This window comes from Streptomyces rhizoryzae (assembly GCF_023155275.1).
Lineage (GTDB): Bacteria > Actinomycetota > Actinomycetes > Streptomycetales > Streptomycetaceae > Streptomyces > Streptomyces rhizoryzae.
In genome coordinates this window covers 81,181-98,265 of record NZ_JALMUV010000020.1, presented here as the reverse complement: position 1 = coordinate 98,265, position 17,085 = coordinate 81,181, and the positions used below count along the sequence as shown (strand labels likewise).

Below are 17,085 nucleotides of genomic sequence, written 5' to 3'. Positions count from 1 at the left end.
CGGTCAGTCCCGGACGAGGTCGTTCAGCGCGGTCTTGCCGCGGGTCCGGTCGTCGGCGTATTTGACGATGACCCCGGCGTAGAGCGAGAGGCCGGGCCGGCGGGGGTCGGTGCGGCTGCCGGCGACGACCACGGCGTTCTCGGGGACCTCGCCGTAGGTGACCTCGCCGGTGGCCCGGTCGACGAGGGGGGTGGAGCGGCCGAGGAAGACGCCCATGCCCAGGACCGCGCCGCGGCGGACGCGGACGCCCTCGGCGACCTCGCTGCGCGCGCCGACGAAGACGTCGTCCTCGATGATGACGGGGTCGTCGCCGATCGGTTCCAGTACGCCGCCGATGCCGGCGCCGCCGGAGATGTGGCAGCGTTCGCCGATCTGCGCGCAGGAGCCGACCGTCGCCCAGGTGTCGATCATGGTGCCGGCGCCGACGTAGGCGCCGACGTTGACGAACGAGGGCATCAGGACCGCGCCGGGCGCGACATGGGCGCCGTGCCGGACCACGGCGCCGGGGACGACCCGGACCCGGGCCTTCTCGAAGTCCGGCTCCTGCCAGTCCTCGAACTTCAGCGGCACCTTGTCGTAGCTGGCGGGCCGGCCGGCGCCGGACCGGGCGGGGACGTTGTGCTGCGTGCGGAAGGAGAGCAGGATGAGCTTCTTGACGTAGGTGTCCACCACCCAGTCGCCGTCCTGGGGGCGGGCGGCGCGGAGTTCGCCGCGGTCCAGGGCGGCCATCCCGGCCGCGACGTGCGGGGCGGCCGCGCGCAGGTCCGCTTCGGTCAGGTCGGCGCGGCGCGCGAAGAGGTCCTCGATCAGCGCCCGGTTCTGGTCACTGGTCACCGTGGGTTGCCTGCTTTCTGTGCGGTGTGCGCGGACGCCGCGCGGAGGATCGGTTCGGGCTGCCACCGGGCGGTCGCGACGTAGTCCGCGAACTCCTCGGCCCGCCGGATCTCGGTGATGTCGCCGTCGGCGGTGAGCAGCAGTTCGGCCGGACGGAGGCGGCCGTTGTAGGTGAAGCCCATGGCGTGGCCGTGGGCGCCGGTGTCGTGGACGAGGAGGAGGTCGCCGTCGCGGGGCTCGGGCAGGGTCCGGTCCACGGCGAACTTGTCCATGTTCTCGCAGAGCGCGCCGACCACGTCGAAGGTGCCTTCCGGGCGGCCGGTGGCGAACGGCAGGCTCACGTGGTGGTAGGCGCCGTAGAAGCCGGGGCGCATCAGCGCGGACATCGAGGCGTCCACGCCGACGATCTCCCGGCCCTTGCGGGCGCGGTTGATGACCCGGGTCACCAGGACGCCGTGCGGGCCGGTGACGTAGCGGCCGCACTCCATGAGGATGCGGGGGGCGGGGCCGGCGGGGAAGCAGCGGCGGCGGGCGTCGAGGACGGCGCGGGCGAACTCCGTGAAGTCCAGGGGGGCTTCGCCGGGGCGGTACGGGATGCCCAGGCCGCCGCCGATGTTGACGTAGTCGAGGGTGATCCCGGCCTGGGCGGCGACCGCGGCGCCCAGTTCGATCACGTCCACGGCGGCCCGGGCGGCGCGGGTGACGTCCAGTTCGTTGGCGCAGATCATGCCGTGGATGCCGAAGCGGGTGGCGCCGCGGTGCCGGGCCGCGCGGTAGGCGTCGGCCAGTTCGCCGGCGGGGACGCCGAATTTGGTGTGCGCGGCGTCGCCCATCAGGGCCGAGCCGGCGGCCAGGCCGTGCGGGGAGACCCGGAAGGCGACGGTCTCGGGGAGCGGATCGGCCCGGTCGAAGATCGTCCGGTCGTCGAAGGTGATCAGCGCGCCGGCCTTGAGCGCCAGGTCGTATTCCCAGCTCGCAGTGTTGTTGGAGGTGAACACCACGTCCTCGCCGCGCGCGCCGAGCCGGGCGGCGAGTTCCAGCTCGACGGGCGAGGCGCAGTCCAGGCCGCTGCCCTCGGCGAGCAGCAGCGACAGGACCGCGGGGTTGGGGAGGGCCTTGACCGCGAAGTGCTGCCGGAAGGGCTCCTCGCCGAAGGCCGCGGTCATCGCGCGGTGGGTCTCGGTGATCCCGCGGGCGTCGTAGATGTGGAACGGAGTGCCGTAGCCGGCCACGAGCTCTTCGAGCACCGGCAGCAGCCGTTGCGCGAACCCCTCTTGTACGGGCACGTCTCCCCCTCTCTGCTCCTCGGTGGGCGGGTGGGTGCGGGCGGTCGCGGTGGGCGCGGGCCGCTACGGGACGCGGACGACGCAGACGGTGCGGTTGCGCATGCCGCTGAGCGGCCGCAGGTAGGGGAAGTAGTAGCTCTCCACGGGCAGGAAGCCGTGGGCGACGAGCTGGTCCTGGAGGTAGTCCTTGGCGATGAACCAGAAGTCCTGGACCTTCTCGTGGGGGGCGAAGGCCGCCGCGGGGTCGCGCGGGGCGTCGTTGGAGAACACCAGGTGGGTGCCGGAGGCCAGTTCGAGGTCGGCGAGTTTGCCGAGGGCGGGCTTGATCTCCTCCTCGGCGTCGAAGAGGTGGCCGAGGAAGCCGTCGGCGTAGAGGGCCTCGGCACCGGCCACGTCGGCGGGGAGCAGGCTGAAGTAGTCGGCGGTGCCGGCGTCCACACCCTTCTGCCGGGCCAGCTGGACGGCTTCCTCGTTGCAGTCGATGGCGCGCACCGAGCGGTTGAGGTTGGACAGGACGCCCTCCACGGCGGCGTTGCCGCAGCCGAGGGAGAAGACGGTGGAGCCGTCGGAGGTCAGCGACAGCAGCTTGAGCGCCATGTGGGAGCGGTATTCGGGGACGTAGGTGGAGGGGGTGATGGAGTCGTTGAACGCCCCGCCCTTCTCCCAGATGGCGTAGATGCTGGTGGCTTCCTCGCCGACCTGGCGCTCGGCGGTGTAGTACTCCCGGACCCGGTCGAGGTTCTGCTTGGTCTGCATCATCGTGTGGTGCCTCCTTGTTCAGACAGCCGCGTTGCGGGGGAGGTGGAGGTGCTCCTGGGTGTATTCGACGGACGCGAACGGTGCCGTGCGCAGGGCGTCGACCAGGGGGGCGAGCGGCTCCGGGGTCGCCGGGCCGAAGGTGCGGTGCAGGGCGGTCGCGGGCTCGGCGGTGCCGGCGAGCAGGGAGTCGGCCAGGACCCTGGCCAGGGAGCGCAGCCCTGCCAGGACGGTCTGGGAGTCGCCGGTCAGGCGGGGCCCGCCGGGCCCGGTCTCGAGGGTGAGCGCGCCCAGCTGCACGAAGTACGACAGCTGGAGGAACATCCCGTCGCTGTCGGGGAAGTGCCCCAGGCCGCGGTCGGTGTAGCGCAGGCACTCAGCCAGGTAGTAGGCGATGACGTCGGCCGGGTCGAGGCCGAGGGGTTCGGCCCAGACGTCGGCGAGGGCGAGGATGCCGAAGACGTCGGCGGCGGTTTCCTGGAGGACGACCGAGGCCCAGCGGTCGGCGGCGTTGAGGTCCTTGAAGTCGTGTCCCGGGCGGTGGACGAAGTGCCCGAGTTCGTGGCTGAGGACGCCGAGCAGCGGGATGGCCGCGAAGCGCGCACCGGCCGGGTCGAAGGTGCGGTCGCCGGAGAGGTGGGCGGCGGCCAGCGGTGCGGAGACGGACTCCAGCAGGGCGCGGTGGGCGTTGCGGAAGTAGTAGGTCTTCTTGAACGGGGAGTGCTTCACGCCTTCGTCCTCGGGGAGGAAGTAGGCGATGTGCTTGGGGTGGAGGTTCCCCTCGCCGGCCATGAAGAACAGCCGGGCCGCGCCGAAGGCCGGCAGGTCGCCGAGGCGGAGGGCGGGGTGCAGGCCGCGGAGGTAGGCGGTGACGTCGTCGGCGTGGGTCAGGGCGCGGTCCACCAGGTCCTGGCCGGCCCGGTCGGCGCGGCAGGCGAAGGCCGTCGGCAGGCCCTTGACCTCCTTGCCGTACCAGGTGGAGAGCTGGCCGGCCACGACGGTGAACTCCTCCTTCAGCGCGGCGAGTTCCTTGAGGATGGCGTCGTCGTAGCCGTGCTCGACGGCGTTGGCGCGGAGCTCCAGGGCGCGGCGGTCGGCGTCGCCGGGCAGGTGGCCGGCGAGGGCGCGCAGGGCCTCGGCGGTGGGCCGGGGCTCGTTGAAGCGCCGGCGGGCGGGGACGCCGTGGTCCTTGACGCGCTGCCATTCCGCCTCGACGGCGGACTTGAGGGCGGCCAGGTCGCGGCGGAATCCGTCGCCGAGGTCGGGGGTGTCCCCGGCGAGGTCCAGGCAGGCGAGCCGGTAGTGGCCGGCGGGCGGCCAGAACGCGCTGCGGTGGGTGCGGTACGTGCCTGCCTTGGCGAGGTTGGTGGGGTAGTCGAAGCGGTCGGCCGTGAGCTTTTCGGTCATGTGAGGGTCCGTTCCGGCATACGGGTGGGAAGTCCGGCTGTGCCGTTCCGCCGGTGCGCGCGGCGGCGCGGCGGCGGGGGTGTACGGGCTGCGGGCCGCGGGCTGCGGCGGTTCATCCGCGGGTGCTGGTGCGGTGGTCCTCCAGGACCATCGCCGCGCCCTTCTCGCCGATCATCATGCTGGCGGCGTTGGTGTTGCCGGAGACGATGACCGGCATGACGGAGGCGTCGATGACGCGCAGGCCGTGCACGCCGCGCACCCGCAGGCGGGCGTCGACCACCGCCATCGGGTCGTCGCCCATCCGGCAGGTGCCGACCGGGTGGTAGGAGGTGTCGCCGTGGGCGCGGGCGTAGGCGAGGAGTTCGTCGTCGGTCCGGACGTCCGCGCCGGGCACCAGCTCGGCGGCCCGGTAGGGGTCGAGGGCGGGCTGCTCCACGATGGTGCGGGCCAGCCGCATGCCCGCGACGAGGCGGGTCCGGTCGGCCTCGGCGTCGAGGAAGCGGGGGCGGATGGCCGGGGCGGTGAGCGGGTTGCGGGAGCGGATGTGGATGCTGCCGCGGGATTCCGGGCGCAGCGGGTAGACGCCGAGGGTCATGCCGGGGGCGGTGTCCAGCCGTCGGCTGGCGCCCTCGCCGTAGCTGGCCGGGGCGAAGTGGAACTGGATGTCGGGGCGCTGCTCGGCGTCCGAGGTGCGCAGGAAGCCGAAGCCCAGGGCGATGGGGAGGCTGAGCAGGCCGTGCCGGGTGCGGGCGTACCGGACGACCTCGCGGAGCAGGCCCAGGCCGCGGGAGCGCTCGTTGAAGGTGATGGGCTGCCGTACCCGCCAGCGCAGCCGGGCGGCGAAGTGGTCCTGGAAGTTCTCGCCGACGCCGGGGAGGTGGTGGACGACGGGGACGCCGGCGCCGGCGAGCACCTCGGCGGAGCCGATGCCGGACAGCTCCAGCAGCTGCGGTGACTGGACCGCCCCGGCGCTGACGATGACCTCCCGGCGGCAGTCCGCCCGGTGTTCGGTGCCGTTGTGGCGGAAGGTCACGCCGACGCAGCGGGTGCCGTCGAAGCGGAGGGTGCCGACGTGGGCGTCGGTGACGAGGGTGAGGTTGGGGCGGCGGCGGGCGTCCCTGAGGTAGGTGCGGCCGGCCGAGGAGCGGCGCCCGCCCTCGTGGTTGACCTGGTAGTAGCCGAAGCCTTCCTGGTCGCCGGAGTTGTAGTCGGGGTTCTCCGGGTAGCCGGCCTTGCCGGCGGCGGTCAGGAACGCGTCGCACAGTTCGTCGCGGTCGCGGGGCAGGCCGACCGAGATCGGGCCGGTGCGGCCGCGGGTGCCGCCGCCGAGCTGCGGGGCGCGTTCCATGCTCTTGAAGTAGGGCAGGACGCCGTCCCAGGACCAGCCGGGGTTGCCCAGGCGCTCCCAGTCGTCGTAGTCCTCGCGCTGGCCGCGGACGAAGATCATGCCGTTGATGGCGTTGGAGCCGCCGAGCAGCCGGCCGCGCGGGATGCTGAGGCTGCGGCCTTCGATGGTGGGGTCGGCGTCGGTCTCGAAGCACCAGTCGTAGGCGGGGTTGCCCATCAGGACGGTCTCGGCGGCGGGGATGGTCAGCAGCGGGCTGCGGCGCTCCCGGCCGGACTCCAGCAGCAGCACGCTGATGGCGGGGTTCTCGGTGAGCCGGCCGGCCAGGACGGAGCCGGCGGCGCCGGAGCCGACGATGATGTAGTCGTGGGTCCTCATGACCGGGCGGCTCCCGCGGTCGGCCCGGCGGTGGCGGGCTGCGGGGCGGAGAGCGTGGTGCGGTGCATCAGCCGCCGGTGGGCGACGTGGTCGTAGTAGGTGGCGCGGTGCATGGCGCTGCGGTTGTCCCACAGGATGATGTCGCCGGGCTGCCAGCGGTGGCGGTAGGTGAAGCGGGGCTGGACGGCGAACTCCTGGAGGAAGGTGATCAGCGGTGCGCTCTCCTCGGGGGGCATGCCCTCGATGCGCCAGGGCACGTTGCCGCCGGCGTAGAGCGCCTTGCGTCCGCTGACCTCGTGCACCCGGACGAGCGGCTGGGCGACGTCCGGCCACTCGGCGATCTCCTGGGCGGTCGGGGCCGGCCGGTCGGGGTAGTTGTAGGGCCGGGACTGGACCCGGCTGATGATGACCTTGAGGTCCTCGATGCGCTCCTGGACGCGCGCCGGCAGCGCCTCGTAGGCGGCGATCATGTTGCCGAACCACGTGTCGCCGCCGGTCGGCGGCGTTTCGAGGGCGTAGAGCATGGAGCCGATGGGCGGGTTGGCGAGGTAGTGGCCGTCGCTGTGCCAGACGCGGCCGCTGTAGGCGGAGCCGATCGGCTTCCCGTCCCGGGTGATGTTGGACAGGATCAGGATTTCCGGGTGGTCGGCGTGGTTGAACTGCGAGCGGGTGTAGGTGTAGACCTCCCCGAACCGCCGGGTGAAGGCGATGTGCTGCTCCGGGGTCATCCGCTGGCCGCGGAAGAGCAGGATGGTGGTGTCGGTCCAGGCGCGGAGGATGCGCTCGAAGTCCCGGTCGGAGAGGTCGCCGGTGACGTCGATACCGCGGACTTCCGTGCCGATGCCGTCGGTGAGGGGGACGAGCTCGAGCATGAGGAGGGGCTCCCTTGAACTGCCAACAGTGCGTCAGGTGAGCGGTGCCGGTCAGGCCAGCGCCACCTGGTATTCCGCGATCCAGTGGTGCATCTCGACGAGCTGGATGAGCAGCGCCGCCTGGTTGGAGCCGCCCGGGAGTTCGGAGCGGATCTCCTGGGCCTCGATCTGCCGGATCAGGTCGTTCAGGCGCGCGGTGTCGAAGAGCGCGGCGAGCGGCGAGCGCGGGTCGTTCGCGATCCAGGTGGCCTCGCGGATGAGTCCCTGGTCGTACTGCGGGTTCTGGACGTGCGGGTAGGCGCTCTTGCGGCGGTTGACGGTGCCGGCCGGCAGCAGGTCGCCCATGGCCGCCTTCAGCAGGCCCTTGACGCCGCCGTGCGACTTGACCGACCAGGGGACGTTCCAGACGTACTCGACCAGCCGGTGGTCGCAGAACGGCACCCGCACGTCCAGGCCGAGGGACATGCTCATCCGCTCCTTGCGGTCCAGGATGACGGCGAGCGGGCCGGACAGCCCGAGGTAGAAGATCTCCCGCATCCGGGCGTTGACCGGGTCCTCGCCGTCGAGCCGGGGGACGTGGCGGAGGAGTTCGGCGTAGCGGGCCCGTTCGTCCTCGCGCGGGTCTATCGCGGCGGTCAGCTCGGGCGAGAGGTAGTCGGAGAGTTTCGGGCCCTGGCCGAGCCAGGGGAAGTGGTGGCGGTGCAGGACCTCGGGCTTGAAGAAATAGGGGTACCCGCCGAAGACCTCGTCCGCCGCCTCGCCGGTCAGGGCGACCGTGCAGGTCCGCCGCATCTCTCGGAAGAGCAGGTACATCGACGCGTCGAACTGGCCCCAGCCGGGGAGGTCCCGGGCCCGGCGGGTGGCCGGGATGACGTCGAGGAGGTCGTGCACCGAGGCGGTCAGCGTGTGGTGGCGGGTGCCCATGTGGGCGGCGGCCTCGGCGGCGTAGGGGGCGTCGACGTCCGGGCGGAGTTCGGTGGCCACGAAGTGCGCGGGGTCGCTCTCGAACTGCACGCAGAAGGTGTCCAGCGCGGCGCCGGGGTCCCGTTCGCGCAGCGCCCGGACGGCCAGGGCCGCGACGGAGGTCGAGTCGACGCCGCCGGACAGCATCGCGCCCACCGGGACGCCGGTGGCCAGCTGCCGGCCGACGGTGTCCGCGAGCAGTTCGCGGACGTGCGCCGCGGTGTCGTCGAAGGAGTCGTGGTGCGGGCGGCTGGTGAGCTGCCAGTAGCGCTCCTGGACGGGTCCGGCCTCGGAGAAGGTGAGCAGGTGGGCGGGCGGCACCTCGTGCAGTCCGGCGAACGGGGTCTCGCCGGGCAGCGCGAGCCGGGGCTGGAGCACCAGGGGCAGTTTCTGGATGTCCAGCCGGGCGGTGAAGCGGGGGTTGGCGAGGATGCCCTTGGGTTCGGAGGCGAAGAGCAGGCCGCCGGGGTAGGTGGTGTAGTAGAGCGGTTTGACGCCCATCCGGTCGCGGGCGAGGACGAGGCGGCGGGTGCGGCCGTCCCAGAGGGCGAGGGCGAACGCGCCGTTGAGCCGGGTGATGAAGGCGTTGCCCCACAACAGGTAGGCGTGCGCCAGGAGTTCGGCGGTGGCGCCGGTGCGCGGGGTGGCGCCGGCGGCCTCGATGTCGCGGCGGAGTTCGGCGGTGTTGTAGAGCTCGCCGGTGAGCGCGGCGGCCAGGGTGCCGCCGGGGGTCTCGACGCGGGCGGGCTCGGCCCGGTCCGGCGCTTCCGAGGTGCGCAGGCCCCGGTGGCCGAGCGCGAAGTGGCGGGAGATCCAGACGTCCTTGGTGTCCGGGCCGCGGTGCTGCATCGTGTCGGTCATCGCGTGGACCACGGGGCCCTGTTCGCCCAGGTCGTGCCGGTAGTCGAGCCAGCCAACCATGCCGCCCATGCGGTCACCTCCGAGGTGCTTGCTGTCGTTTCCGAGTGGCTTGGTGCCGGAGTGCTGCGTGCCCGGGGGCGGCCCGGCCGGGGGGACGCCCTGGCGGGGCCGCGGGGAGGGGGTCCGTCGCGTCGGCGGCCGTTCGCGGCCGCGTGCGGTGATGCGCATCAGGTTGCCAGACCGGGCTGCGCGACGGGTCGTTCCCGGCGGAGCATCAAGTTGCCGTGCAGCTTGATGCCTGGCGGACGCATCCCCGCAATTCAGACAACGGTCCTCACCAGAGGGTTTCCCGGCCCGCGGGGGCGCCGGCCCGGTCCGCGCTCCCCCGGCCGGTGCGGCCGGCCGGGGCCCGCGGCGGGCGGTCCTCGTCCGCGTCCGGCGCCGCGCTGTCCTCCGGCCTGGCGAAACAGCGGATGAGCGGCCCGGTCATCAGGGTGGTGACGACGGCCATGAGGACCATCACCGAGTAGAGCCGGTGGTCCAGCAGCCCGGTCTCCAACCCCACGCCGAGCGCGATGAGTTCGGTCAGGCCGCGGGTGTTCATCAGGGTGGCCAGCAGGGCCGCGCGCCGGGGCGGCAGGCCCTGGGACCGGGCGCCGAGCCAGGTGCCCGCGAACTTGCCGGTGACCGCGACGGCCATGATGAGCGCGAAGTCCCACCAGCCGGCGGAGCCGATCTGCGAGAGGTCGACGTTGAGGCCGGCGAGGATGAAGTACACCGGCAGCAGCAGCGTGGTGGTGAACTGCGTGCGGTGCAGGAGTTCGGCGCGGAATCCGACGTCCTCCATGCGCGGCATGACCAGGCCGAAGAGGAACGCACCGAGCACGAAGTGCAGACCCAGTGCCTGGGTCACCGCGGCGGAGACCAGCGCGCCGGTGAGCACCACCGCCAGGTTGCCCGCGGACATCATGCGGTCCGGTCCCCGCCGGCTCAGCAGCCGCTCCAGCAGCGGGCGCACGCAGGTGAACAGCGCCACCGCGTAGGGGACGACCAGCAGGACCTGCCAGTGGTCCTGGCGGCCGCCGCCGGCGACGACCTGGACGACGGCCAGTGCGGACCAGGCGGCGAGGTCGCAGACCGCCGCCGACGAGAGGGCGACGGTGCCCAGCCAGGTGCCGCTCATCCGCCGTTCGGCCAGGATGCGGGCCAGCACGGGGAACGCCGTGACCGACACCGCGACCGCGATGAACAGCACGAAGCCCGGGCGGCTGGCGGGATGCCGGTCGCGGAGCAGGTGGAAGGCGAGCGCCGCGCCGAGGGCGAGGGGGACGAGGGTGGAGCCGAGGACGGTGCCCGCCGCGATCCGCCCGCTGCCCCGGATCCGCCCGAAGTCGCACTCCAGCCCCACGGCGAACATGAAGAGCACCAGGCCGAGGTTGGCCGGCACGCTGAGGTAGGGCCGCACCTCGGGCGGGAAGAGGGTGGCCGCGAGGGCGCCGTGGAACAGCGTGGGGCCGACGAGCAGCCCGCCGACGATCTCGCCGAGGACGGCCGGCTGGCCGAGTGCCTGGGCGATCCGGCCGGCGACCCGGGCGATCACCAGGATCAGGGCGATATCGGCCAGCAGCATCGCCACATCGAGTTCGGTCACCGCTCCCCCGGGCGCACTCCGTCGAGGGTCCGCAGCAGATCCACCAGCTTCTGCTCGGTCTCCTTCACTTCGCGGGCGGCACTGTGCAGACCGGTCGCGTCCACCGTGCCGGTCACCCTGCCGAGCAGCAGCTGGTTCTGCACCGCGGCGGCCTGCCCCGCCGCCCGGCCGGCCAGCGCCGCGGCCTCCGGGTCGGCGGCGGTGGGCGCGAGGTAGGCGCGGAGCAGGATGCGGGAGCCCTGGTAGAGCGCGAACGCGTCGTGCAGGGCGGCGATGGCCCGCTCGGGGGCGATCCAGGGCGAGGCCAGCAGGTCGGGCAGGTCCTCGAACAGCCGGTGACTGTCCCGATGGCCGGCCAGCAGCGCGGAGAACGACTCCCGGGTGCCGCGCTCGGCCTCGGCGACGTCGTAGGGCTGGCTGGTGAAGTGGCGGACGCGGCGCAGTTCACCGTGGTCGAAACCGGCGGCGATGACGTCCTCGGGATAGCGGTAGGTGCACAGCAGGCTCGCCGGGTTGTCGTCGATGACCGACCACTCACCGGTGTCGGCGTGGTGTGCGCGTAGGGTGAGGGTGTGGGTCAGGTGCTTGCTGCGGTACTCGGGGCAGTGCGGCCAGTAGTAGACGTCGCCCACCATGATCGCGTAGCCGTCCCGGCGGACCGTTTCCAGGAGCAGCGGGCGGGCTTCGGCGTAGGTCTCGAAGGACGATTCCTGCCGGACGAATCCGATCCGGGCCAGGTCCTCCGCCGCCAGGTACCCGCTCTCGAAGTCGAATTTGGGCCGCTGCTGCCGGATGACCTGGTCGAGTACGGCGTCGGTGCTGACCAGCCCGCGGTGGAAGAGGTGGTGCAGGTGCGGGGTGCGCTCGGCGAGCATGACCGAGGACTGCCGCTGGGAGCAGTTCAGGAAGAGCCGGCTGTACAGCTCCCGGTCATAGGGGTAGATGGCATCCTGCATGTGCTACGCCCTTTCCGGTCACAGGGTGCGCGTCATGAAGACGCTGTTGGGGTCCTCGCGGTAGTCCGCGAAGGGCGCGCAGTAGTCGAACCCGAATTTCTGGTACAGGGCGCGTGCGGGGGCGAAGAATGCGGTCGATCCGGTTTCCAGGCTGAGCCGCCGGTAGCCCATCCGCTGGGATTCGGTGACGATGTGCGCCAGCAGCCGCGAGGCCACTCCGGACCGCTTGCGCGCGGGTGCGGTGCGCATCGATTTGATTTCGCCGTGGCCGGCGTCGAGGCGCTTGACCGCGCCGCATCCGATCAGGGCGCCGTCGTCCCGTACGGACCAGAAGGTGACCTCGGGCCGCCGCAGCCCGTCGAGGTCGAGGGCGTGCTTGCTCTCCAGCGGGGTGATCTGCCGCATTTCCGCCACGTGCGCTGCGAGGAATTCGGCGATCTCCGGTCCGGACAGGTCGTCGACAACGATGTGCATTCCGCTTGCCTTCGTTCGGGTCGGTGGAGTGGGTGCGGGGTGCGGTCACACCCCGGCGAGCAGGGCACTGGCGGAGAAGCCGGGGGCCGAGGACTGGGCGAGGTAGGTCTCCCCCGGGCGCAGGCCCCGCCGCTGCCGGTAGTCGGCGAGGTTGATCAGCCAGTCGGCGTTGCCGCAGTGCCCGTAGGCGCGCAGCGTCTCGGTGAAGTGCAGCTTCTCCCGGTCGATCCCGGCGGCCATCGCGCTGAACTGCGTCACCGGCTGGTAGAGGTTGGTCGGGAAGACCTTCGCGACCTCGTCGAGCCGCCGCCCGCCGGCGCGCAGGACCTTGGTCAGGGCGGCCCGGGCGACCTGCTGCCGGGACGCGAAGGAGTCCTCGCCGGCCAGGCCCGCCGGGTCGGTGCCGGCGGCGGAGGCCAGCAGCCGTACGTCGCCGGGGTGCTCCCGGCTGATCAGGCAGCTCGCCACCGCGTCGCTGAACAGGGCGAACGAGCGGACCCGGGCGCGGTCGTCGGGGGTGAAGTCCAGGGAGACCAGGACGACGTTGGTGGTCTCGGGGTCGGCGAAGAGGCTCCAGCCGTGGGCCAGCGCGGCCAGCGAACTACAGCACTGCCGGCCGGAGACCAGCACCGGGACGCTGTCCGTCAGGCCGGCGGCGGTGAGGATCTCGACCACGGCGTCACGGCCGAGCGCGCCGAGGACGGCGTCGCTGGTCGCGAAGACGACGTGGTCGACCGCGGAGGCCGGGACCGCGTGGACGTGCAGCGTCTGCCGGAGCGCCGCGGTGGCGTACGCGGTGACCGGTCCGGACATCGTCCGGAAGGTGCCGCAGCCCATCGCGCCGAAATCGGTGTCCGGGGACTCCGCCCGCCACAGCGCCTCGAAGTCCGGGATGTCGTGCGGGGTGCGTTCCCGATCGCCGAAGGCGCAGGCGAACGAGCCGATGCTGACGCGGTCCTGTGCAGAAGTCATGCGTTCCTCGCGGGAAAGGGGCGGGCGGGCCCGGCGGTCGCGGTCCGGAGCGGGCGGACCGCCGGGCCGGGGGCTATGCGGACGCCGCGGTGCGGTGTTCCCGGTCGATCTCCCGGAAGACCGCGACGATGCCCTCGACGTCGTTGAGCCGGGACACCCATTCCGGCTTGAGCGTCACCGTGCCGCCGGTGTGCTCCTTGATGTAGTTCGCGATGATCAGAATCATGTTGAGCGAACTGATGCCGAGTTCTTCCCGGGTCTTCGCCCGGGCGACGTCGTCGTACGTCACGCCGGCGGCGGCCGGCTGGGTGGCCAGGAAGTCGGCGAACTTGCGCAGTTCGGCGTCGTCGGGCACGGCGGGCTCCTGTTCGGTGCGAAGGACGGCGCTCATCACGGACCGACCTTCTTGAACGGGAAGCCGTTCAGGTTCTTCTCGTGGAGGCGGTTGTGGCCGTAGCGGTCCTCGCCGGAGACCAGCACGCTGCCGTGGTAGTCGAGGCTGATGGTGTCGCCGAACTCGCTGAGCTGCTCGACGTTCTCGTAGACCTTGACCGAGGGCGAGACGTACCGGGAGGCGAAGCCCAGCCGGGTGGTGTCGCTGACGTTGGGCAGGGAGCCGTGGATGCACTTGGCGAGGAAGATGACGAACTGGCCGGGCTTCATCTCCATGTCGAAGACGTCTTCCTGGCTCGGGTCCCAGTCCTTGTCGAGCTTGAGCTCGGAGTAGTCGTAGCCGAAGAAGTCGTGGGACTTGCTCTCGACGTTCCGGGTCAGGGACTTGCTCTCGTCGTAGTACCACTTCTTGTGGCTGCCGGGGATGAAACGCAGGCAGCCGTTCTCCTTGGCGGCCGGGGAGAACGCGGTCCACACCGTGAGTTCCTGGGTGAGGTACCGGCTCTCCTCGGTGTACTTCAGGGAGGGCGTGGAGCTGGTGGTGGTCTCGCCGACGACGAAGGTCTCGACCTGGTGCCAGCCGGTGCCGGTGGCGCCCGGCTCCTTCTGGAAGATGTTGGTCTTCCAGCACAGGATGTCGTCGCCGATGAGGCTGCGCAGCTTGTGGACGATCTCCGGGCGGCTGACGTGCGCGGAGAGGGTGTTGCAGTCCAGGTGCCGGTCGTAGTTGATGATGGTGGAGTCGTGCGGCTTGTTCTCGGACATGACCATTTCGATCATGGCCTGGTTCCACAGCAGCGGGGCCTCTTCCGAGGGGTAGAGGTCGAACGGCCCGACGAAGCCGTTCTGCTGGAAGAACTCCACCTGCTCGTCGGTCAATCCCAAGGACGTGGTCTCAGTCACTTTCGTGCCTTTCTGCGGTCAGCGCTTCGGATGACGCACCGGATGCGCGCGTGTTCCTGCCACTTGCCCTGCGAGAAGGCGCGGGGGGCCGCGCGTTCTCGTCCGCCGAGAAATCAGCCGCGGTCCGCCGCGGCCGGCGGCGACTTGAGTGTGTTCTTGCCCAGCAGCCGTTCCGCGTTCTTGTGGAAGAACAGCGCCCGGTCCGCGTCGGACATGGTCTCGGGGAACGCACCCTCTTTGGTGAGCTTTTCCACCAGGTCGATCTGGCGGCCCTGGAGGCGGAACACCGGCCAGTCCGTACCGAAGAGGATCTTGTGGTTGATGCCCCGGCGGAACAAGGTGTTCAGCGCCGCGGTGCCGGCCGCCTCGTAACCGCTCACATCGACATAGATGTTGGGCCGGTTGTTGCACAGCATCGCGCATTCGTCCGGATAGTGGACGCTGCCGTGCGCCAGCACGAAATCGACGCCGGGGAAGTCCTTGGCGGCCTTGTCGACGAAGATCGGCTGGGCGATCTCGAAATCCAGGACCGGGGAGGTGGCGCCGATGTGCGACAGGACCGGCAGGCCGTACTGGGCGCAGATCTCGTAGTACGGGTACAGCAGGTCGTCGGAGAGCTTGTACCCGCACGGCGGGTAGAGCTTCATCCCGTCGAAGCGGTAGTCGACGATCGCCTTCTCGAACAGGGCGATACCGTCCTTGCCCCACCGGGGATCGACGCCCACCAGGACCCGGAACCGTCCGGGGTGCCGGTCCACGACCTCTTTGTGGTGGTCGATGATCTCGGCGATGGTGTGGGTGCTGTCCTTCAGGGCGTAGGTGAAGTCCGGTACCAGGAGCACCGATTCCTTGATCCCGGCCTCGTCCATCTGCTTGACCAGTTCGTCGCAGAGCGGGTCGCGGAGCGTGCCGGCGTGCATCTTCGCGACCTTCTCCTTGGTCACGGGCAGGCCCTGGCTCGCCAGTGCCACCGTCATGTTGTCCACGACGCCGCTCTGGAAGGAGCGGGGGAAGCACATTTCGGAGGCGATATGGCAATGGAAGTCAATGATTTCCGGCGCACTGCTCATGGTCCGGGCCTTTCAGCTCTGCCGCACGATGTCGATGATGTCGGATACCGCTTCGGCGCCGACGAACTGCTCCACCTTGCTGAAGGCGTCGATGCCGACCTGTTCCTCCAGGACGAAGACGATGCTCATGAGGGCGAGCGAGTCGATACCGAGGTCCGCCCGCAGATCCATCTCCGGCGTGACACCGCCCTGGGCGGCCGCCTTGGGAATGACGCTGCCGATGATCCGGCAGATCGCCTCATCGGTCACGGGGCCCTTGTTCATTTTCCCACCTGCTTGCTGTCGGCAAGAATGGTCCGGACGACCGCGTTCCGGTCGACCTTGAGATTTCTGGTGAGCAGACCGGATTCCGCCGTCAGTTCCGCGGCCGGGCGGAAGACCACGTCGGTGATCCGGTGCGAGGCGGCCCGCTGCCGATTCGCCTGGGCGAGGTAGCCCTCCACGTCCGCCACCGGTTCCGCGGCCTGCGCGTCGTCGAGCCAGACGACGCAGGTCAGCAGCCCTTCCTGGCCCGGTGACAGGACGATCGCGCGGGCGATGGGGCAGTTCTGCTCCAGGTCCGCCTCCAGTTCCTCGGGATTGATCTTGACGCCGCTGCGGGTGATGATGACGTTTTTCTTCCGGCCGACGAGCCGGAGGAATCCGGCGGCGTCGAACCGCCCCAGGTCCCCGGTGGCGACCCGGCCGTCCGGCCGGAAAACGGTTTCCTGGGATTCCACCCCTTCGAAGACGTATCCCAGGGCCTGCCGGGCCGCGGTGGTGACCACGACCTCGCCGTCCTCGGCCACCGTGACGTCGATTCCGTCGACCGGGCGGCCCGCGGAGCCGATGCGGTGCCGGCCCGGCAGGTTGAAGGCGATCCAGCCGATTTCGGTACTTCCGTACACCTCGAAGAGCGGTGCCCCGAGTTGCTGGAAGAGTTTCACGGTGCGCGGTGGGACCGGTGCCGATCCGGTGAGCATCAGGCGGACCCGGGAGCCGTACAGGGCGGTCCATTTCCGGCCCAGCCGGGACCGTATGCCGCGGGTGAGCCGGTCCGGGCCCAGGGCGTGCAGGGCGGCCGCGAGATGGTACGGGAGCTTTTCCTTCTCGTCCGCGGCGTGCACCCGGTTGTGGACGAGTTCGAAGAAGGAGGGCGGGCCGAGGATGATGGTCGGCTCAAATTCCCGGAGTTTCTGGAACATGCGCTCCGGGGCGACGACGGTGGCGTCGCAGCCGTACCAGACCGCAGTGTAGAGCAGGTACCGCTGCTGGAAGTTGGAGAACGGCATCACGATGAGGATGTTGTCGTCCTCGCGGATCCGCCAGGCCCGGCCGGAGGTCACAATGGTGTTCTCGACACCCTTCCTGGACATCAGCAGGCCCTTTTTGGTGCCGGAGGTCCCGGAGGAGAAGGCAATGGAGAACACCTCCTCGGGCAGCCGCGGATGGGCCTTTCCGGTTTCCGCGCGCTTCGTGAGCGTGATCGGCCGCTCCCCCACCACGGCCGCTTCGGGCGGGAGTTCGGTGCCGGCCGCCGGCGGTGCGGAGAACAGCAGGGCGCTGAGGTCGTAGTGCGCACAGAGGTGTGCGGCGTCCACCGGCTCCCCGCGTTCGGCCGGCAGCGCCACCGAGACGCATTCCAGTCCGAGGAGTGCGAGATCGGCGACGGCCCACGCGTAGGAGTTCGGGCCCAGGATCCCGACCTTGTCGCCCGCGCCGATTCCGCTGGCGCGCAGTTCCGAGATCGTCCGTTCCACATCGGCGTGGACGGCGGAGAACTTCTTGGTGACCAGGGTTCCGTCGAGGGCGAGGAAACGCATCTGACGGTCCGGATGTGCCGCCAGTTTGTGGTGCAGACCGTTGATAGACAATGGTGATCCTTGGCCGTTTCGCGGAGAGTTCCGTTGTCCCTGTGCTGTGTTCCGGTGCGGTACCGGTCAGCCGGTCAGCCCCAGCCGGTGTCGTTGGTTCCGGTCACGGCC

The 17,085-nt window shown here is 70.8% G+C and carries 16 protein-coding genes; all 16 read right to left on the bottom strand.

From position 1 onward, the window contains the following. Positions 1–3: 3 nt before the first annotated feature. Positions 4–834, bottom strand: coding sequence for a 2,3,4,5-tetrahydropyridine-2,6-dicarboxylate N-succinyltransferase (locus MUU72_RS18025; RefSeq protein WP_248014317.1), 831 nt, complete (start codon positions 832–834; stop codon positions 4–6). Then, positions 831–2,120: a diaminopimelate decarboxylase gene (locus MUU72_RS18020; protein ID WP_248014316.1), complete on the bottom strand. Its 1,290-nt coding sequence runs from the start codon at positions 2,118–2,120 to the stop codon at positions 831–833. Before MUU72_RS18020 ends, MUU72_RS18025 begins: the two co-directional genes overlap by 4 nt. 63 nt (positions 2,121–2,183) lie before the next feature. Continuing rightward, positions 2,184–2,879, bottom strand: coding sequence for a class I SAM-dependent methyltransferase (locus MUU72_RS18015; protein ID WP_248014315.1), 696 nt, complete (start codon positions 2,877–2,879; stop codon positions 2,184–2,186). A gap of 18 nt (positions 2,880–2,897) precedes the next feature. Beyond that, on the bottom strand, positions 2,898–4,283 hold the full coding sequence (locus MUU72_RS18010; protein ID WP_248014314.1) for a DUF8614 domain-containing protein: 1,386 nt from the start codon (positions 4,281–4,283) through the stop codon (positions 2,898–2,900). Between the two features lie 112 nt (positions 4,284–4,395). After that, the gene (locus tag MUU72_RS18005) at positions 4,396–6,006 is read right to left on the bottom strand and encodes a GMC family oxidoreductase (RefSeq protein WP_248014313.1); all 1,611 of its coding nucleotides are present in this window, start codon (positions 6,004–6,006) and stop codon (positions 4,396–4,398) included. Beyond that, positions 6,003–6,878, bottom strand: a complete 876-nt coding sequence (locus MUU72_RS18000) for a TauD/TfdA dioxygenase family protein (protein ID WP_248014312.1) — start codon at positions 6,876–6,878, stop codon at positions 6,003–6,005. The genes MUU72_RS18005 and MUU72_RS18000 overlap by 4 nt, the downstream gene beginning before the upstream one ends. 51 nt (positions 6,879–6,929) lie before the next feature. Beyond that, the gene (gene asnB, locus MUU72_RS17995; RefSeq protein ID WP_248014311.1) at positions 6,930–8,771 is read right to left on the bottom strand and encodes an asparagine synthase (glutamine-hydrolyzing); all 1,842 of its coding nucleotides are present in this window, start codon (positions 8,769–8,771) and stop codon (positions 6,930–6,932) included. A 265-nt stretch (positions 8,772–9,036) separates the two neighbouring features. Beyond that, a complete protein-coding gene (locus MUU72_RS17990) occupies positions 9,037–10,353 on the bottom strand; it encodes a cation:proton antiporter domain-containing protein (RefSeq protein WP_248014310.1) in 1,317 nt (438 codons plus the stop codon). Further along, positions 10,350–11,309: a hypothetical protein gene (locus tag MUU72_RS17985; protein WP_248014309.1), complete on the bottom strand. Its 960-nt coding sequence runs from the start codon at positions 11,307–11,309 to the stop codon at positions 10,350–10,352. The genes MUU72_RS17990 and MUU72_RS17985 overlap by 4 nt, the downstream gene beginning before the upstream one ends. Before the next feature lie 18 nt (positions 11,310–11,327). Further along, on the bottom strand, positions 11,328–11,783 hold the full coding sequence (locus tag MUU72_RS17980; RefSeq protein ID WP_248014308.1) for a GNAT family N-acetyltransferase: 456 nt from the start codon (positions 11,781–11,783) through the stop codon (positions 11,328–11,330). A 45-nt stretch (positions 11,784–11,828) separates the two neighbouring features. Then, on the bottom strand, positions 11,829–12,755 hold the full coding sequence (locus MUU72_RS17975) for a 3-oxoacyl-[acyl-carrier-protein] synthase III C-terminal domain-containing protein (RefSeq protein WP_248014307.1): 927 nt from the start codon (positions 12,753–12,755) through the stop codon (positions 11,829–11,831). A 73-nt stretch (positions 12,756–12,828) separates the two neighbouring features. Continuing rightward, the gene (locus MUU72_RS17970; RefSeq protein WP_248014306.1) at positions 12,829–13,146 is read right to left on the bottom strand and encodes a hypothetical protein; all 318 of its coding nucleotides are present in this window, start codon (positions 13,144–13,146) and stop codon (positions 12,829–12,831) included. Next, positions 13,146–14,051 carry a chlorinating enzyme gene (locus MUU72_RS17965; protein ID WP_248014305.1) on the bottom strand — a complete coding sequence of 302 codons (906 nt, stop codon included), beginning with the start codon at positions 14,049–14,051 and terminating at the stop codon, positions 13,146–13,148. The genes MUU72_RS17970 and MUU72_RS17965 overlap by 1 nt, the downstream gene beginning before the upstream one ends. A 113-nt stretch (positions 14,052–14,164) precedes the next feature. After that, positions 14,165–15,121: an amidohydrolase family protein gene (locus MUU72_RS17960; RefSeq protein WP_505016666.1), complete on the bottom strand. Its 957-nt coding sequence runs from the start codon at positions 15,119–15,121 to the stop codon at positions 14,165–14,167. Between the two features lie 12 nt (positions 15,122–15,133). Beyond that, positions 15,134–15,385: an acyl carrier protein gene (locus MUU72_RS17955; RefSeq protein ID WP_248014303.1), complete on the bottom strand. Its 252-nt coding sequence runs from the start codon at positions 15,383–15,385 to the stop codon at positions 15,134–15,136. Next, positions 15,382–16,974: an AMP-binding protein gene (locus tag MUU72_RS17950; protein WP_248014302.1), complete on the bottom strand. Its 1,593-nt coding sequence runs from the start codon at positions 16,972–16,974 to the stop codon at positions 15,382–15,384. Before MUU72_RS17950 ends, MUU72_RS17955 begins: the two co-directional genes overlap by 4 nt. Between the last annotated feature and the right edge of the window lie 111 nt (positions 16,975–17,085).